Here is a 17,267-nt window from a genome sequence, read left to right as displayed (position 1 = left end):
GCACTGAAGATTCAGAATCTTGAGCCGGGCCTGGACAGGAACTCCAATTCCTCAGACGTAGACTCCCGCCCCAACACCGCATTGCGATGCGGAAACCTTCCAAACCGGGCAATCACCTTCTGATGCCGCTCGGCGTAGTCCAGGTTATCGGCAAACACCGCCCGCTCCGACTCTGGCTGCTCAGCCACCAATTCAATAAATCTGGAAACGGCTTCGTTCTGCACCGCGAGGTTTTCGCAGTGTTCGAACACCAGATAAATGAACACACGCTGAATCGGCTTCAACTGCCGATCAAAATCTGCCGCAATGCCTTGCGCGACAAGTTTCTGTGCAAGCAGATCACCGAAAAAGGCTTTGGGAGTGTCGCGATAAATCATGCGCGGCAGCTGATCGAGCAGCAGCACTACCGCCAGCCAGCCTTCGGGACATTGCGTCCACTCAGTCAATTCGCCGGCCAGGGCCTGATCGACAAAGACCCCGAAACGCGTCTGCGCTTCGAGGTCTTGGCTGTTTCGCTTGCCGAACCACAACTTGCCCTTTTCGGCCGCCACTTCGCTGGCTGATTCGGCGTGTCCGAACCACCAGTCGAGCAACGGCTGCCAGGGCGCGTGCATGGTTTATTCCTTGTGGTAGGCCGTGGCGCGGGCGACTTCTTCTTTCGAACCGAGGAACACTGCAACGCGCTGGTGCAGGCCTTCCGGCTGGATGTCGAGAATGCGCTGGTGACCGTCGGTGGACGCGCCGCCGGCTTGTTCGACAAGGAACGACATCGGGTTGGCTTCATACATCAGGCGCAGCTTGCCCGGTTTCGACGGCTCGCGGCTGTCGCGCGGGTACATGAACAGACCGCCGCGGGTCAGGATGCGGTGTACGTCGGCAACCATCGCCGCGACCCAGCGCATGTTGTAATTCTTCTTCAACGGACCTTCTTCACCGGCCAGCAGCTCGCCGACATAGCGCTGTACCGGGGCTTCCCAGTGGCGCTGGTTGGACATGTTGATGGCGAATTCCTGGGTGGTTTCCGGGATGGTGATGTCTTCGTGAGTCAGTACGAAGCTGCCCATTTCGCGGTCCAGGGTGAAGCCTTTGACGCCGTCGCCCAGGGTCAGCACCAGCATGGTCTGCGGGCCGTAGATGGCGTAACCGGCGGCCACTTGCTGGGTGCCTGGCTGCAGGAAGGCTTTTTCGTTCAGCGGCTCGTTCTGGCTCAGGTATTCGTTCGGGCAACGCAATACCGAGAAGATCGTGCCGACCGGGGCGTTGATGTCGATGTTCGACGAGCCGTCCAGTGGGTCGAAGACCAGCAGGTATGCGCCTTTCGGGTATTTGCCCGGGATCTGGTAGGCGTTGTCCATTTCTTCGGACGCCATGCCGGCCAGGTGACCGCCCCATTCGTTGGCTTCGAGCAGGATCTCGTTAGAGATCACGTCGAGCTTCTTCTGCACTTCGCCTTGCACGTTCTCGGTGCCCATGCTGCCCAGAACACCACCCAGGGCGCCTTTGGACACGGCGTGGCTGATCTCCTTGCAGGCACGCGCTACCACTTCGATCAAAAAGCGCAGATCGGCAGGAGTGTTGTTGCTGCGGGTCTGCTCAATCAAATAGCGACTCAAGGTAACGCGGGACATGGACGGCTCCGGTGGAATGGGGGGCGGAAAACCCGCGCAGTTTACAGGGAGTCTGAAAACCTAGCGAGCGAAGACGCCGGCTAACCTGCGCCTGGGTGTATTTGCCTGTATGAGACGTGATTGTTGGTGGAGAGTTCAGGTGTCGGGTTTAGCGTAGTTGGAAATGGGGCGGGTGGTGGTTGAGCGATAGCGGCAGTCTGATGAATTTTTGTTGTTTGACCGGCCGCCATCGCTGGCGAGCCAGCTCCCACAGGATGTGTGGTGTACACAAAATATGTGAACGACCGAGATCACTGTGGGAGCGAGCCTGCTCGCGAATGGCGCAAAGCGCCGCCATGCTCAGGTATTGGCTGGCGGTTTGCGCAACAGGCTGAACGCCATCGCCCCGAGAAACACCACACTGAGCAGCAACACCGCCCACAGCCCGAACTTCTTCCAGTTGGTCCCGGCCACCGCAGCCGTCGTCGCCGCCGAAGTTTGCGTGGCCTTCGCTTCGTCCTGCACCGTCGCCTTGCCCAGGCTCGCCAGCTTTTCTGGCTTGAAATCCGGAATCAACGTTGCCAGCGGCAGGTTCGCCGTTTTCACCGTGGCATTGCCCAAGGCCAGGCTGTACGGCCCTTCGCCCCGGGCGAGGAAGATCACCTGCGTGGCGCGCACCGCGTATTTCAGGTCCGGCGCCTGCTCACCCAGACCGCCGCCGCGCTCATCCACGGTCAGCTTGAGTTGCTGCACGGTCTGCCCGGACAGCGGGATTTCGTTCTGGACCACGTCCTGATTGTTCTGGCTCAGGCGATACAGCAAACCGCTGCTCAGTGGCTGCCACGGCAAGTTGCTCTCGCGCCGGCCGGCCAACGTGACCGGCGCCAGACTGTTCGGCTGTTTCAGCTCGATCTGCACCCGCTCGACATTCAGCCCCATGGGCAACTGCCAGATGTATTCCCCGGACTTGGTGCTGCTGCCGGCCACGCTGGGCGACCAGACCAAAGGCAGCGGCAGGTTGCGCGGGTCGCTGCTTTTCAATTGCGCCGACGTCAGGACGGGCGCCGAACCCAGCGACTCCCACAGCAGGCGCACATAGCGCGCGGTCTGCCCCGGCAGGGTCACTTCGTGCTGTTCGATGCGCTCATCGGAAAAGGTCAGCCGTGCCACCTGGCCCTCGCCCCATGACTGCCAGTGCTGCAGATCGTCGCTGGCCTCGATGCTGAAACGCTGGAAACCGTCGCGCTCGCTGGTCCAGTCGAGGATCAACTGCTGCAACGGTGCCTTGATCGCACTGGCATCGAGCAGCCAGCCGCGCAGCACTTCTTCGCCCGCCTCCAGTTGCGAGGACGGTTGCACTTCGACCAGGGTACCGTTGGTGGTCGACTGCACGCGCACATTCGGCGCGCGCTCGCTGGCGTCGGCGGCGTTGTACAGCGGGAACCATTTGACCTCGTGCAGCTTGCCGTCGTCGCGGGTCTGCGCCGATTCGCGAGCCAAGGCGTAGGCCTGCGCTTCGCCGGCGGCGTTGAACACACGCAGGTCGCTGAGATCGGTCTGGCGCGCCTGCAATTGCGCGCTCAGCGGCAAGTCGAGGCGATACCACGGGCCATTGCCGCTCACCGTCAACGGCACTTGCGTGGCGAAGTCCGCCGGTTTTTCCTGAGCACCAGCGACCATCACCACGCCCAGCGCCAACCAACCCAGATTCAGCATGCGACTCAAGATGCAACTCCTTCGGTTTCCGGCGCGGGTTTGTCCGCCGCCGGTTCAGCCTCGACGCGTTTGGGTGGCAGCGGCGCAAAGTAGCCGACCACCAGCAGCAACACGCCAACGCCGATAAACGAGACGATCCGGGCGAGGCCGCCACGGTTGCTCAGTTCGACAAAAATCAGCTTGGCCACCACCAGCGCGATCAGCGCCGCGCCGATCAGCCACACTTCGCGGCGATGGCGCAGATGGCCGCCGATCATCAGCCCCAGCGCCATCAACGTCCAGACGATCGACAGGCCGGCCTGCACCAGCATCGACGCGAGCAGTTGATCAAGCTCGAACGGGATGCCGGCCCAGTGATGCGCCGCGCGGGTGACCAGCGCGGTGCAGAAGGCGAACAGCGAAACCCCGGCGATCAGTTGCGTAGCCTTGTCGGCATAATCCTGACGGATCGACAGCTGCGCGACGGCGCTGCGCGACCAGGCATAAACGCCGAACAGCGCAAACAGCAGACCCAGCTCCAATGGGTTGAGCAGCGGCACGTAAGGCAATGGTTCGGCATTGCCATCGCTGACGCCATTGGCCAGCCAGAACCACGCCAGCATCAGCACCGCCAGCGGTGCCGCTGCGTACAAGCGGTACTCGCGGGCAAATGCGGCCACCGGCCACGGCCACGAACGGGGAGCAGCCATCAGCAACAGATAGAGGCTCGGCAGAATCGCCCAGCCCAGCCACCGCCACGCGTTGTACTGCTCGGACAACAACAGCAGGCCGTAACGCAACTCCAGCGCCAGCACGCCAATCAACAGCCAGCAACCGAACACATGGGCCGCGCTCAATGCGCGCGCCGGCAAGATCGACGCCAGGCGGCGCAGGGTGAAGAAGTGCACCGCGAACAGCGCCGGCCACGCCAGCCAGCCGAAGTCGGCAGCCGGGTGATAGCGTGCATGCCACGCGCCGAGCAAGACCAGCGCCGCCGCCGGAATCAGTAAGGTGCAGAGCAACCCCAGCGCCGGCCATTTCAAGCGCAGTGACAAAATCGTCCACAGCGCCACACTGATCGCAGCGACCAGCAGCAACAATGCGCCTTGCAGGTTCGGCGAAGCGAAACGCAGGATCTCGCCGACCCACGCCAGCGTCCACCAACCGGCGCCCCAGACCAGCAGCACTTGCGACAAGCGCTGCAAACTCAAGGCATCAAAAGCCGTGGCATGGTTGCCCAATTGCAAGCGCCACGCGCCGATCAGCGCGGCCAGCCCCAGCACCAGCGGTGTCCAGAAGCCGCCATGGGCCAACGGTTTCAGCCCTTCGCTGGACAGCGGCCCGAGCCATTCGGGGCCGGCGAGCAGAAACGCTACGCCGCCGATCACCTGCAACAGCAGGCCGAAAACGAAACTCAGACGCTGTTGCAGGTACAGGCTCAGCCAGATGATCAGCAAACCGCTGGCCGCCCACACCGCGCTCGCGGTTTGCCACGGCAGCACGAACAGTACCGCCAGATTGATCAGCACCAACCCCGCCAGCAACACCACCGACAAGCCGCGCAGCAGACGCACATCAGCGCGCACCATCTCATCGCGAGCCGCGAGCAGCATGCCGCCAATCAAGGCCAGTCCGATCAAGGACGCACTGAGCAAACCGCTCCAGCCAGCGCTGAACACCGCCGCCGAATCTTCACCGGCAGTTTGCAGGCGCAGCAGGAACAACGCGCCGCCCAGCAACTGCACGGCGAACGCGGTGAACAGGAATGTGCGTGATTGAATCCGCAGCCCCACGAACAAAGTCGCCAACCCGGCCAAGGCCCAACTGATTGCCGTGCCCTGGATGAACAGGAACAACGGTGCCAGTAGATAAAGGAACGTCAGGCCCAGACACGCCAGCAGCGGCAGGCCTTGCCTTTCCCACGGCGATGTCTGCTCGGGCGTAGCCTTGCGCAGTTGAAGGAAACTGAACAGCAGCGCGGCGCCAAGCATCAGCGCGCCCAGCGGTGCGCCGTCGAGCAGGCTGCTCTCGCCGGGCTGCAACTGGCTGAGAAACGCCAGTGCCGAACCCAGTTGCAGCAGTAAGGCAAAGGCCCGGGCAAACGGTCGATGCTGACGTAAACCAAGCCAGAAAATCCCTGCGCCTTCCACGGCCCACGCCGCAGAAGTCCAGCGCGCATCGAGCCCCAGCGGAATCGCCAGGCTGGCAAAAATCACTCCCAGCGCCAGGCAGGTTTCACCTAGCAGCATCGCGCGCCCGCCCATCAAAACTTTGGCCAGCGTCATATAGATCATGCCCAGCGCCAGAGCACTGAACGCCGCCGCGAATTCGAGATGCTGCACCAGCGCAAACTGCAGACCGAAGCCAATGATCGGCGGGCCGAACAGCATGGTGCCGTCGACGTAATCACCCTTGCGGGCCGACCATTGCAGCAGCGCCTCGCGGTCAGCCTCCGCCGGGGCACCCGCCATTTCGCGCAATTTACGCCGGGCGAACAGCAGGCCGATGGCGAGGTACATGAGGAAAAACACAATCAGGAACGGCTCGGTGCTCCACAGCAGTTCCGGCGTGTAGGAACGCAGCCCCCAGGCGAAACCGATACCGAAGGTGCCGACGAAACCGATCAGGTTGAGCAGGCGCCAGGCCTTGAACCAGGCGATAGCAAGAATGCCCGCGTTGAGCAGAGCGAAATAGCTGAACAGCGCGACGTGATTGCCTTCGCCGGTAGACGTCAGAATCGGCGCGGCGAAACCACCGAGTGCCGCCGCTGCGGCCAACCCCAGCGCGTCCTGGGTAATCGCCAGAATGGCCGAGAACACCGTCACCGCGACCAGCAAACCGAGTGCAGCGGACGGATCAAGCAACGGATGCAGACGCATCGCCGCAAACACCGTCAGGTACAACACCGCGATCCCGGTGCCTTGCAGCATCAATGCATAGTTGCTGTTGCGTCGGCGCAGCCACCAGCCCAGCGCAAGCAGAGCCAACGCCGCTGCCGCGACGCCGGCGTATCGCAACTCGATCGGCACCACCATGCCTTCGGTGGCGTAACGCAGTAAAAATGCCAGACCGAAAAACAGCAGCACCACGCCGACGCGCAGCACCGTGTTGCCGCCGAACAGCCAATTGCGCGCAGCGCTGATGCCGCGTTCGATCAGGCTCGGGCCACGGGGTTCGGCGGGTTTTTGCGGTGGTGCAACGGGAGCCGGTTCGGCGCGCCAGGCATCGGCCGGCAGCGGCTGGGTGGTTTCGCGGGCGACGGCGGAGACCGGTTCGAGTTCGGGGGGCAGTTCCCAGATCAGCTCAGGGGTCGGGGCAGCCTGCTCAGCCACGTCGACGGGTGCGGCGACTGGCTCGGCTTCAGGTGGCGGCGCGGGCGCATGCGAGGGCGAACCTTCCAGCACAAACAGCCGCTGGGCCACGCCTTGCAAGGCTTCGCGCACCTGCTCGAGTTGACGCTGTTGCTCCGCCGCCTGCGAGCCGAGGCGCGCAATGCGTAGCGCCTGGCCGATGACCAGCCCCAGCAGCGCACCCAACAGCGCGCCGCTGAATGACTCGTCGAGCAGTCCACCGAGCACCAGCCCGATCAACATGAACATCCATTGCATGGTCGATATCCCTAAGCAGCCCCGGGGCGGGGCGAGTCCGGCGATGGCTTCAGTCTAGGCACAAACCGTGTGGGAGCGAGCCTGCTCGCGAAGGCGGATTGTCAGCCAACATTTCTGTTTAAGTCGACGATCGCTTCGCGAGCAGGCTCGCTCCCACAGGGTACGGCGGTGATTGATGCCTTTTAACCGGCGCTCAGTATATCGATCCGGCCCAACAAACGTTGGGCCTTGCGCAGATTTGTCGGGGAAAGTTACTCCAGCGCTTTCCAGATATCCGTGGCGTACTCGCGAATCGTCCGGTCGGAAGAGAACCAGCCCATCCGCGAGGTGTTGAGCACCGCCGAACGCCACCAGTTCTGCGAGTCGTGCCAGTGCGCATCGACACGCTTCTGCGCTTCCCAGTAGGAGTCGAAGTCGGCGCAGACCAGGAAGCGGTCATAGTCGATCAGCGAATCGATCAGCCCGGTATAACGCGAGGTATCGTCCGGCGAGAACACACCGCTGCGAATCGCTTGCAGCACATCGTTCAAACGATGGGAGGCGGCGATGTCGGGTACGGCGCTGAACTCGTGGTTCTGCTTGCGCGCTTCAACCTGTTGCGCGCTGAGACCGAAGATGAACATGTGCTCGGCACCGATGCGCTCGCACATTTCCACGTTGGCACCGTCGAGGGTGCCGATGGTCAGCGCGCCGTTGAGGCCGAACTTCATGTTACTGGTGCCCGACGCCTCGAAACCGGCGGTGGAAATCTGCTCGGACAAATCCGCCGCCGGAATGATGCTTTCGGCCAGGCTGACGTTGTAGTTGGGCAGGAACACCACTTTCAGCAGGCCGCGCACGGTCGGGTCGTTGTTCACCACCCGAGCGATGTCGTTGGTCAGTTTGATGATCAGCTTGGCCTGGTGGTAACTCGCCGCCGCTTTACCGGCGAAGATCTTCACGCGTGGCACCCAGTCGACTTCCGGCTCGGCACGAATCGCCTGGTACAACGCCACGGTGTGCATCAGGTTGAGCAACTGACGTTTGTACTCGTGAATACGTTTGACCTGCACGTCGAACATCGCTGCCGGGTTGACCGCGATCCCGAGGCGCTCGTGAATCAGATAGGCCAGCGCCTTCTTGCTGTGCAACCGCTGCTCGGCGAAGGCTTTGCGGAAGGCGGTTTTCTCGGCGAACGGTTCAAGTTCGAGCAGGCGCTCTTCGGGATGGTCGAGCACATCCGGGCCGAGAGCGTCGATCAGCATCGAGGTCAGTTCCGGGTTGGCCTGATACAGCCAGCGGCGGAACGTGATGCCGTTGGTTTTGTTGTTGATCCGCTCCGGGTAGAGCTTGTGCAGTTCGGCGAATACGGTTTTGCGCATCAACTGCGTATGCAGACCGGACACGCCGTTGACGCTGTGGGAACCGAGGAACGCGAGGTTGCCCATGCGCACCCGGCGGCCGTTGTCTTCTTCGATCAGCGACACCGCGCGCAGCACGTCGAAGTCGTGAATGCCCTTGGCCCGCAGCGAATCGATGTGCTGCGCGTTGATCAGGTAAATGATCTGCATGTGCCGTGGCAGCATGCGTTCCATCAGCCCGACCGGCCAGGTTTCCAGTGCTTCCGGCAGCAGCGTGTGGTTGGTGTACGACAGCGTGTCGACGGTGACTTGCCATGCTGCGTCCCACGCGACGTCGTAGACGTCGACCAGTTGGCGCATCAGCTCGGCCACTGCAATCGAGGGGTGAGTGTCGTTGAGCTGGATCGCCGCGTGATCACCGAGGGTCAGCACCGAGGTGTGCATGTTGCGGTGACGGCGCAGCAGATCCTGCAGCGAAGCGGCGACGAAGAAGTATTCCTGACGCAGGCGCAGCTCTTGCCCGGCTTCGGTGCTGTCGGCCGGATAAAGGACGCGGGAGATACTCTCGGCGCGGGCCACTTCCGCCACGGCGCCCAGGTGGTCACCGGCGTTGAAGCGCTCAAGGTGCAGATCTTCCATGGCGCGGGCACGCCACAGACGCAGGGTGTTGACGCTCGCCCCGCGCCAGCCGACCACCGGCGTGTCATAAGCAATTGCGCGCACGGTTTCCGCCGGCGACCAGACCTGACGAGTCTTGCCGGAGGCATCGGTGACGGTTTCGACGCTGCCGCCGAAGCCGATCGGGTAGGCCACTTCCGGCCGTTCGAATTCCCACGGGTTGCCGAAATCCAGCCAGTGTTCGGTCTGTTCCTGTTGCCAGCCATCGACAATCGCCTGACGGAACAAGCCATGCTCATAACGAATGCCATAGCCATGGCCGGCGATGCCGAGGGTCGACATGCTTTCCATGAAACACGCCGCGAGCCGACCGAGGCCGCCGTTGCCGAGCGCCGCGTCGGGCTCCAGCAGGCGGATGCGCTCCAGATCGACGCCCAGTTCGGTCAACGCTTCACGGGCGACGTCGAGCAGCCCAAGGTTGCTCAGGCTGTCGTAGAGAAGGCGGCCGATGAGAAATTCCAGCGAGAGGTAATAAACCCGCTTCTGGCCTTTGCGGTAGATCTGCCGGGTGTGGTCCATCCAGTGTTCGACCATGTGATCACGCGCGGCCAGGGCAATGGCTTCGAACCAGTCATGGTCGAAGGCGTGATCGGGGTCTTTGCCCACGGCGTAGGTGAGTTTGGTCAGGACGGCGTCGCGGAACGCGGCCACCTCTGCTTCGCGAACTAGTGGTTCTTGAGTCATCAACAGGACCTCGAGCGAGCGGGAATTTTCTGAGCCTAGACGGTCTGACCGGCGGTAACGGCTCTGGTTCGGCAGTATTTGCGCGGACTGTGCAGCAGTCCGACATAACCTTGGCGGATGAACCAATGAATGCAGGGGCCGTGCCGTCCTGTCGGGCAAATTGCAGTCGTTGCGAAAATATCCGGCGAAAGGTTGTTCAAAATTCCACCGCTCCCGGTATGATCGCGCGCCCTGATGCATACACGCCTGGTAACTCCCGATGATGAAGCCCAACCTGATCGCCGCCGCCGAGATTGATCGTCTCGATACGTGGGCCAAATACTCGGCGCCGATGTGCGGCTCGTGCATGTCCAGCTGCTGCACGCTGCCGGTCGAAGTGAAGATCAAGGATCTGGTGCGCATCGGCGTGGTCGACGAGTTCGAACTGGGCGATCCGCCGAAGAACATCGCCAAGCGCCTGCAAAAGGAAGGCCTGGTCGAGCGCTTCAATCAGAAGTCGGGGATCTTCACCCTGCAGCGCATGAGCAACAACGACTGCTATTACCTGGATCGTAAAACCCGCCTGTGCACCATTTATGACAAGCGCCCGGACACCTGCCGCAACCACCCGAAGATCGGGCCGCGGCCGGGGTATTGCGCTTATAAGCCGAAAGAAGTCGAGCGGGTGCAGAATTTCCGGGCCATCGACAAATTTTGATCGCTGGGGAAGTTTTCGGCGGCTGATCGGCCGCTTTCGCGAGCAGGCTCGCTCCCACAATAGAGATCAGTGAACACGGATTTTGTGTGCACCCGAAATCCCACTGTGGGAGCGAGCCTGCTCGCGAAAGGGCCAGTGCAAACACTGCATAAACGCCAGACAAACAAAAACGCCCCCTGTCTCGCGACCGGGGGCGTTTTTTTATTCCAGGGCTGAATTACGCCTTGGCTTTCTTGGCAGCGCGGGTACGCTCGCTTTCGTCGAGGATCTTCTTGCGAAGACGGATCGACTTAGGCGTAACTTCGCACAGCTCGTCTTCCTGGATGTATTCCAGAGCCTGTTCCAGGGTGAAGCGAACAGGTGGGACCAGAGCGATGGTTTCGTCTTTACCCGAAGCACGCATGTTGTCGAGCTTCTTGCCTTTGGTTGGGTTCACACCCAGGTCGTTGTCGCGGCTGTTCTGACCAACGATCTGACCGTTGTAGATCTCCTGGCCGTGTTCTACGAACAGCTTGCCACGGGCCTGCAGGGTTTCCAACGAGTAGGTCAGAGCCTTGCCGGTTTCAACCGAAACCAGAACGCCGTTCTGACGGCCGGACATGTGGCCCGACTTCACTGGAGCGTAACGGTCGAAGATCGAGGTCAGGATGCCAGCACCGTTGGTCAGGGTCAGGAACTGGTTACGGAAACCGATCAGACCGCGAGCAGGGATGTTGTATTCCAGACGAACACGGCCCTTGCCATCCGGCACCATGTTGCTCAGGTCGCCCTTACGCAGACCCATCTCTTCCATGACCTTGCCCTGGGATTCTTCAGGGATGTCGATGGTGACGTTTTCGAACGGTTCCTGCTTCACGCCGTCGACTTCACGGATGATCACTTCAGGACGGCCCAGGGCCAGCTCGAAGCCTTCGCGACGCATGGTTTCGATCAGTACCGAGAGGTGCAGCTCACCACGGCCGGACACCTTGAACTTGTCAGCCGAGTCGCCTTCTTCAACGCGCAGTGCAACGTTGTACAGCAGCTCTTTGTCCAGACGATCCTTGATGTTACGGGAGGTCACGAACTTGCCTTCTTTACCGCAGAATGGCGAGTCGTTTACCTGGAAGGTCATGGAAACGGTTGGCTCGTCAACGGTCAGCGGCTTCATCGCCTCGACGGTGTTGATATCGCACAGAGTGTCCGAGATGAACAGCTCGTCGAAGCCGCTGATGCAGACGATGTCGCCAGCTGCTGCTTCGTCAACGTCGATGCGGTGCAGACCGTGGTGACCCATCAGCTTCAGGATACGACCGTTGCGACGCTTGCCGTCGGCGCTGATAGCGACAACCGGGGTGTTCGGCTTGACGCGACCACGAGCGATACGGCCAACACCGATAACACCCAGGAAGCTGTTGTAGTCCAGAGCGGAGATCTGCATCTGGAACGGACCGTCACGGTCAACGGCCGGAGGCGGAACGTGGTCGACTACTGCCTGGTACAGCGGAGTCATGTCTTCCGCCATGGCGGTGTGGTCCAGACCGGCAATACCGTTCAGGGCCGAAGCGTAAACAACCTGGAAGTCCAGTTGTTCTTCGGTCGCACCGAGGTTGTCGAACAGGTCGAAGATCTGGTCCAGAACCCAGTCCGGACGCGCGCCTGGACGGTCAACCTTGTTGATGACCACGATTGGACGCAGGCCGGCTTCGAAAGCCTTCTTGGTCACGAAACGGGTTTGCGGCATAGGGCCGTCTTGAGCGTCAACCAGCAGCAGAACGGAGTCGACCATCGACATTACGCGTTCAACTTCGCCGCCGAAGTCGGCGTGGCCCGGGGTGTCCACGATGTTGATGTGGTAGCCGTTCCAGTTGATGGCGGTGTTCTTCGCCAGAATGGTAATACCGCGCTCTTTTTCCTGGTCGTTGGAGTCCATCACGCGCTCGTCGTTGAGCTCGTTGCGCTCCAGGGTGCCGGATTGACGCAGGAGTTTGTCTACCAGGGTGGTTTTACCGTGGTCAACGTGGGCAATGATGGCGATGTTGCGTAGATTTTCGATCACTTGTGTATCTCGATCAGAGGATTCGGTTTGCTGACAAGTCATGGCAGCGATTAGCAGTAGTGTCCGGCATGGCCGTTACAGCTTGACGGCGGTGTCGGGGGGCCGGTGACGCAGGCCACAGGCAAACAGCCCCGGGCACTTAGCTCGGTCGATAAACGCGCACATTGGCATGCCCCTCACTGAGCAAATGGTGGGCATGCAGGCGACTCATCACGCCTTTGTCGCAATACAGCAGGTACTGGCGAGTAGGGTCCAGTTCCTTGAAACGTGCGTTCACTGCATAGAACGGCATCGTCTGTACCTCTATGCCGGCGAGCTCCAGCGGGTCATCCTCGGCGGCATCCGGGTGGCGGATGTCGATCACGATCTGACCGGCCAGCGCTTCGCTGACTTCTTCAATCTGCAAATCCTGGCCCAACTCGTCGATTACCCGATCGATCGGCACCAGTTTGGCGTTGGCGAGCGCACGCTCGAGTACCGCCATGTCGAATTCTTTCTCTTCGTGCTCAACCCGGCCACGCTTGGCGGCGGTCTTGGGGTTGACCGAAATCACGCCGCAGTATTCCGGCATGTGCCGGGCGAAATCGGCGGTGCCGATCTCGTTGGCGGTATCGATGATGTCCTGCTTGTGCGCGACGATCAGCGGTCGCAGCACCAGTTTGTCGGTCACGCAGTCGATCACCGACAGGTTCGGCAGCGTCTGGCTCGACACCTGGGAGATCGCTTCACCGGTCACCAGTGCATCGATGTGCAGGCGTTCGGCGATCTCGGACGAGGCGCGCAACATCATACGCTTCAAAACCACGCCCATATGACTGTTATCGACTTTGCCGAGAATTTCGCCCAGCACTTCCTCGAACGGCACACTGACAAATAGCACGCGTTGCGAGCTGCCGTACTTCTTCCAGATGAAGTGCGCGACTTCCATCACGCCCAATTCGTGGGCACGCCCGCCGAGATTGAAGAAGCAGAAGTGCGCCATCAGGCCGCGACGCATGATCTGATAAGCCGCCACGGTCGAATCAAAGCCGCCGGACATCAATACCAGCGTCTGCTCCAACGCACCCAGCGGGTAGCCGCCGATGCCGTTGTGCTGGCTGTGAATCACGAACAACCGTTTGTCGCGAACTTCGATACGGACTTCGATTTGCGGTGCTTTAAGGTCGATTCCGGCCGCACCGCACTCACGACGCAGCTTGCTGCCGACGTATTTTTCCACGTCCATCGAGCTGAAGGCATGCTTGCCTGCGCGCTTGCAGCGCACCGAGAAAATCTTCCCGGCCAGTGCATCGCCGTAGTGCTGTTTGCACTTTTCGGTGATGTCGTCGAAGTCGCCCAGCGGGTACTCGTCGATCTGCAGAAAATGCGCGATACCCGGCATGCAGGTCAGGCGCTCGCCCATCTCTTTCAAGGCTTTGGGGTCGGTAACGCGGGTTTCCAGCTCGAGATTGTCCCACACGCCGTTCACCACCACGGCCGGGTCCAGGTCACGGAGCACGGTGCGGATGTTCTTGGCCAACTGGCGGATGAATTTCGTCCGGACAGGTCGGCTTTTGATGGTGATCTCGGGGAAGACTTTTACGATAAGTTTCATGAAAACAGCGCGCGAACGGCCAGCCGAAAAAGGGGGGCGCGGATTATAGCGGAAATTGCTCAAGGTTTAACCAGTTAATGTGCAGAAGGTTTTGCTTGCACCAAAACAGGTCATTTCTGAATTTAAACGCAACATTAAGGGGCGGGATTTGTCGATTCAGTACCTCGCACGCCTTAATAAGCGTGAATTTGGGGCAAAAAACCCATGCTGGGGCACTGGCATGCAATTTGCTCCCTTGTGAGGCAGGTTGCCTTGGCAGAGTATTCGCGCCGGCATCACCATTATTAAGGGCATCCACTACCCGCCCTAATTCACCCGGAGGACACTATGTCGAAGTCGGTTCAACTCATCAAAGATCATGACGTCAAGTGGATTGATCTGCGCTTCACGGACACCAAAGGCACTCAGCACCACGTGACCATGCCGGCTCGCGATGCGCTGGATGACGACTTCTTCGAAGTCGGCAAGATGTTCGACGGTTCCTCCATCTCCGGCTGGAAAGGCATCGAAGCCTCCGACATGATCCTGATGCCGGTCGACGAAACTGCCGTGCTCGATCCGTTCACCGAAGACCCAACCCTGATTCTGGTGTGCGACATCATCGAGCCTTCGAGCATGCAGGGCTACGATCGCGACCCACGTGCGATCGCCAAGCGCGCCGAAGAGCACCTGAAAGCCACCGGTATCGGTGACACCGTATTCGCCGGTCCGGAGCCTGAGTTCTTCATCTTTGACTCGGTGAAATTCAAGTCGGACATCTCCGGCTCGATGTTCAAGATCTACTCCGAGCAAGGTTCGTGGATGTCCGACCAGGACATCGAAGGCGGCAACAAGGGTCACCGTCCAGGCGTGAAAGGTGGCTACTTCCCGGTTCCACCATTCGACCACGACCACGAAATCCGTACCGCCATGTGCAACGCACTGGAAGAAATGGGTCAGTCGGTTGAAGTTCACCACCACGAAGTGGCAACTGCCGGCCAGAACGAAATCGGCGTCAAGTTCAACACCCTGGTGAAGAAGGCCGACGAAGTTCAGACCCTGAAATACGTTGTGCACAACGTTGCCGACGCTTACGGCCGCACCGCGACCTTCATGCCGAAGCCACTGTACGGCGACAACGGTTCGGGCATGCACGTACACATGTCGATCTGGAAAGACGGCAAGAACACCTTCGCAGGTGAAGGCTATGCCGGCCTGTCCGATACCGCTCTGTACTTCATCGGCGGCATCATCAAGCACGGTAAGGCCCTGAACGGCTTCACCAACCCGGCGACCAACTCCTACAAGCGTCTGGTGCCAGGCTTCGAAGCTCCGGTAATGCTGGCCTACTCGGCTCGCAACCGTTCCGCTTCGATCCGTATTCCTTACGTGTCGAGCCCGAAAGCCCGCCGTATCGAAGCACGCTTCCCGGATCCGGCTGCCAACCCGTACCTGGCCTTCGCAGCACTGCTGATGGCCGGTCTGGACGGTATCCAGAACAAGATCCACCCAGGCGATGCCGCCGACAAGAACCTGTACGACCTGCCGCCTGAAGAGGCGAAAGAGATTCCACAGGTTTGCGGCAGCCTGAAAGAAGCCCTGGAAGAGCTGGACAAGGGCCGCGCGTTCCTGACCAAGGGCGGCGTGTTCTCCGACGACTTCATCGACGCTTACATCGCGCTGAAATCGGAAGAAGAAATCAAGGTTCGCACCTTCGTGCACCCACTGGAATATGAGCTGTACTACAGCTGCTGATCCGGTAGCGCTGCGTAAAGCGGCGTGACACAAGAGGCCTCCTTCGGGAGGCCTTTTTTATTGCCCGGCACAGTTCATTTACCCTGTGGGAGCGAGCCTGCTCGCGAAAGCGGTGGGTCATTGAAGATGATGGTGACTGATGCGACGCCTTCGCGAGCAGGCTCGCTCCCACAGGGGATCCATGGTGTCTGAATGATCTTTGGATGTGTCGCCAGTTGGGCCAACCGCCGCACCTGTCCTATGCTGCTACCCATCGCTTCCAACCCCGGTCGATTTCATGGGTCGCACGTTTCTCTACATTCTGCTGCTGATCGCTCTGCCCGCCGCCGGGCAGATCTACAAGTACACCGACGCCAACGGCAACACGGCGTACAGCAATCAGCCGCCGGACGGCGTGCAGGCGCAACCGGTCGAGCTGCCGCCACTCAATCGGGTCGAGCCGCAAGCACCGAGCGCGCCGCAATCACCCCGCCCCGAAGCACCGCAACCAGCGCGCAACGCCTATGAAATCCTCGAACTCGCCGGTCTGCCCACTGACGAGGCGCTGCGCGCCAACAACGGCACCTTTACGGTCAATGTCCTGATCAAACCGCGCCTGCAACCGCCGCATCAACTGAGACTGGTGCTGGACGACGAGCCCTATGGTCAGCCGAGCAACGTACCGGTTTTGCAGTTGGTGAACATTGATCGCGGCGAGCATCGCCTGGCCGTGCAGGTGATCGACGGCCAGACCGTCATTCAGCAGAGCCCGCCAGCCGTCTTCACCGTGCAACGGGTGCATACACCATGATCCGCGCGGGGCTGGTACTCGTCCTGGCACTGATGTCGATGTGCACCTCGGCGGAGGTCTTCACCTATCTCGACGCGCAGGGCAACCGCGTCTATACCGACCAGCCACGCGCCAACGCCAAGCGAGTGCCGATCGCGACGAGCAATCGCATGGCGGTCCCTGCCAACACCGCAGCGCCGGTCAGCACGGCGAAAACATCTGCCGAACCAGCGCCCTTTCATTACGACATGCTGCGCATTCTGATCCCGGAGCCTGATGCCACCTTGCGCAACAGCGCCGGCGAGCTGATCGTCAGCGTCACCAGCGAGCCCGGCCTGCAAAGCGGCCATCGTTATCGCTTGCTGCTGGATGGCAAGGCCACTGGCGAGCCCGGCGTCAGCCCGGTATTTGCGCTGAGCAATATCGATCGCGGCAGCCACAGCCTTTCGATCGAGATTCTCGACGCCGCCGGGCGCACCGTGGAACGCACCGCCAATCAACCGTTCCACATGCTGCGCATTTCCCTAGCGCAAAAACGTCAGGTCAAACCCTGTGTCGCCGACGATTACGGCGTGCGCCCGGAATGTCCGCTCAAGGACAAACCTGACGAACCGAAAAATCCCTTCCTGCGCTTCTTTTAACGCCTGCCGGGCATGCGCACCCTATTGGTGCACTAAACTGCATCTCGCCCACAACCCAACCCATTTTGGTTCGAAACTTCCCGTTTGAGCTGGCTTCGTGCCATACAAACGCGCGTCAAACGCCTGTTTCAGGGGTTAAACGCTTCTTTTCGGAGCCTTGGTTTGGTTTTTGCATTTTCCCG

The 17,267-nt window shown here is 60.8% G+C and carries 11 protein-coding genes; 4 read left to right on the top strand and 7 right to left on the bottom strand.

All coding sequences use genetic code 11. The annotated features are described in order from the left end of the window. Positions 1-11 precede the first annotated feature (11 nt). From AB4O45_RS15050 to AB4O45_RS15030, 5 genes are all read right to left on the bottom strand, one after another. Positions 12-614, bottom strand: coding sequence for a DUF924 family protein (locus AB4O45_RS15050; protein ID WP_305382021.1), 603 nt, complete (start codon positions 612-614; stop codon positions 12-14). A 3-nt stretch (positions 615-617) separates the two neighbouring features. Beyond that, a complete protein-coding gene (locus tag AB4O45_RS15045; RefSeq protein ID WP_016772098.1) occupies positions 618-1,628 on the bottom strand; it encodes a class 1 fructose-bisphosphatase in 1,011 nt (336 codons plus the stop codon). 339 nt (positions 1,629-1,967) lie between these two features. Then, entirely contained in the window at positions 1,968-3,332 is a 1,365-nt protein-coding gene (locus tag AB4O45_RS15040) for a DUF3999 domain-containing protein (protein WP_150637988.1), read from the bottom strand. Beyond that, positions 3,329-6,910, bottom strand: coding sequence for a DUF2339 domain-containing protein (locus tag AB4O45_RS15035; protein WP_460160250.1), 3,582 nt, complete (start codon positions 6,908-6,910; stop codon positions 3,329-3,331). Before AB4O45_RS15035 ends, AB4O45_RS15040 begins: the two co-directional genes overlap by 4 nt. 251 nt (positions 6,911-7,161) lie before the next feature. Continuing rightward, positions 7,162-9,612: a glycogen/starch/alpha-glucan phosphorylase gene (locus AB4O45_RS15030; protein ID WP_041477535.1), complete on the bottom strand. Its 2,451-nt coding sequence runs from the start codon at positions 9,610-9,612 to the stop codon at positions 7,162-7,164. Between the two features lie 259 nt (positions 9,613-9,871). On the opposite strand from AB4O45_RS15030, the gene AB4O45_RS15025 reads away from it, so the two are divergent. Continuing rightward, the gene (locus AB4O45_RS15025) at positions 9,872-10,309 is read left to right on the top strand and encodes a YkgJ family cysteine cluster protein (RefSeq protein WP_016772101.1); all 438 of its coding nucleotides are present in this window, start codon (positions 9,872-9,874) and stop codon (positions 10,307-10,309) included. A gap of 217 nt (positions 10,310-10,526) precedes the next feature. On the opposite strand, the gene typA is transcribed toward AB4O45_RS15025, so the two are convergent. Together typA and thiI are read right to left on the bottom strand one after the other, a co-directional pair. After that, positions 10,527-12,347, bottom strand: coding sequence for a translational GTPase TypA (typA, locus tag AB4O45_RS15020; protein ID WP_016772102.1), 1,821 nt, complete (start codon positions 12,345-12,347; stop codon positions 10,527-10,529). A 139-nt stretch (positions 12,348-12,486) separates the two neighbouring features. Next, positions 12,487-13,941: a tRNA uracil 4-sulfurtransferase ThiI gene (gene thiI / locus AB4O45_RS15015; protein ID WP_024011233.1), complete on the bottom strand. Its 1,455-nt coding sequence runs from the start codon at positions 13,939-13,941 to the stop codon at positions 12,487-12,489. 327 nt (positions 13,942-14,268) lie between these two features. Here thiI and glnA point away from each other — a divergent pair, with 327 nt between their 5' ends. The 3 genes from glnA (at position 14,269) to AB4O45_RS15000 (ending at position 17,085) form a co-directional block, all read left to right on the top strand. Next, positions 14,269-15,675 (top strand): type I glutamate--ammonia ligase, encoded by a 1,407-nt coding sequence (glnA, locus tag AB4O45_RS15010; protein ID WP_016772104.1) that lies wholly within the window; start codon positions 14,269-14,271, stop codon positions 15,673-15,675. Between the two features lie 277 nt (positions 15,676-15,952). Further along, positions 15,953-16,465 (top strand): DUF4124 domain-containing protein, encoded by a 513-nt coding sequence (locus AB4O45_RS15005; RefSeq protein WP_460160249.1) that lies wholly within the window; start codon positions 15,953-15,955, stop codon positions 16,463-16,465. Continuing rightward, positions 16,462-17,085 (top strand): DUF4124 domain-containing protein, encoded by a 624-nt coding sequence (locus tag AB4O45_RS15000; protein ID WP_460160248.1) that lies wholly within the window; start codon positions 16,462-16,464, stop codon positions 17,083-17,085. Before AB4O45_RS15005 ends, AB4O45_RS15000 begins: the two co-directional genes overlap by 4 nt. Positions 17,086-17,267 lie beyond the last annotated feature (182 nt).

The organism is Pseudomonas sp. S2_B10 (genome assembly GCF_054668425.1).
Note: the sequence above shows the minus strand (reverse complement) of the source record. Positions and strands in the feature narration are given on the sequence as shown.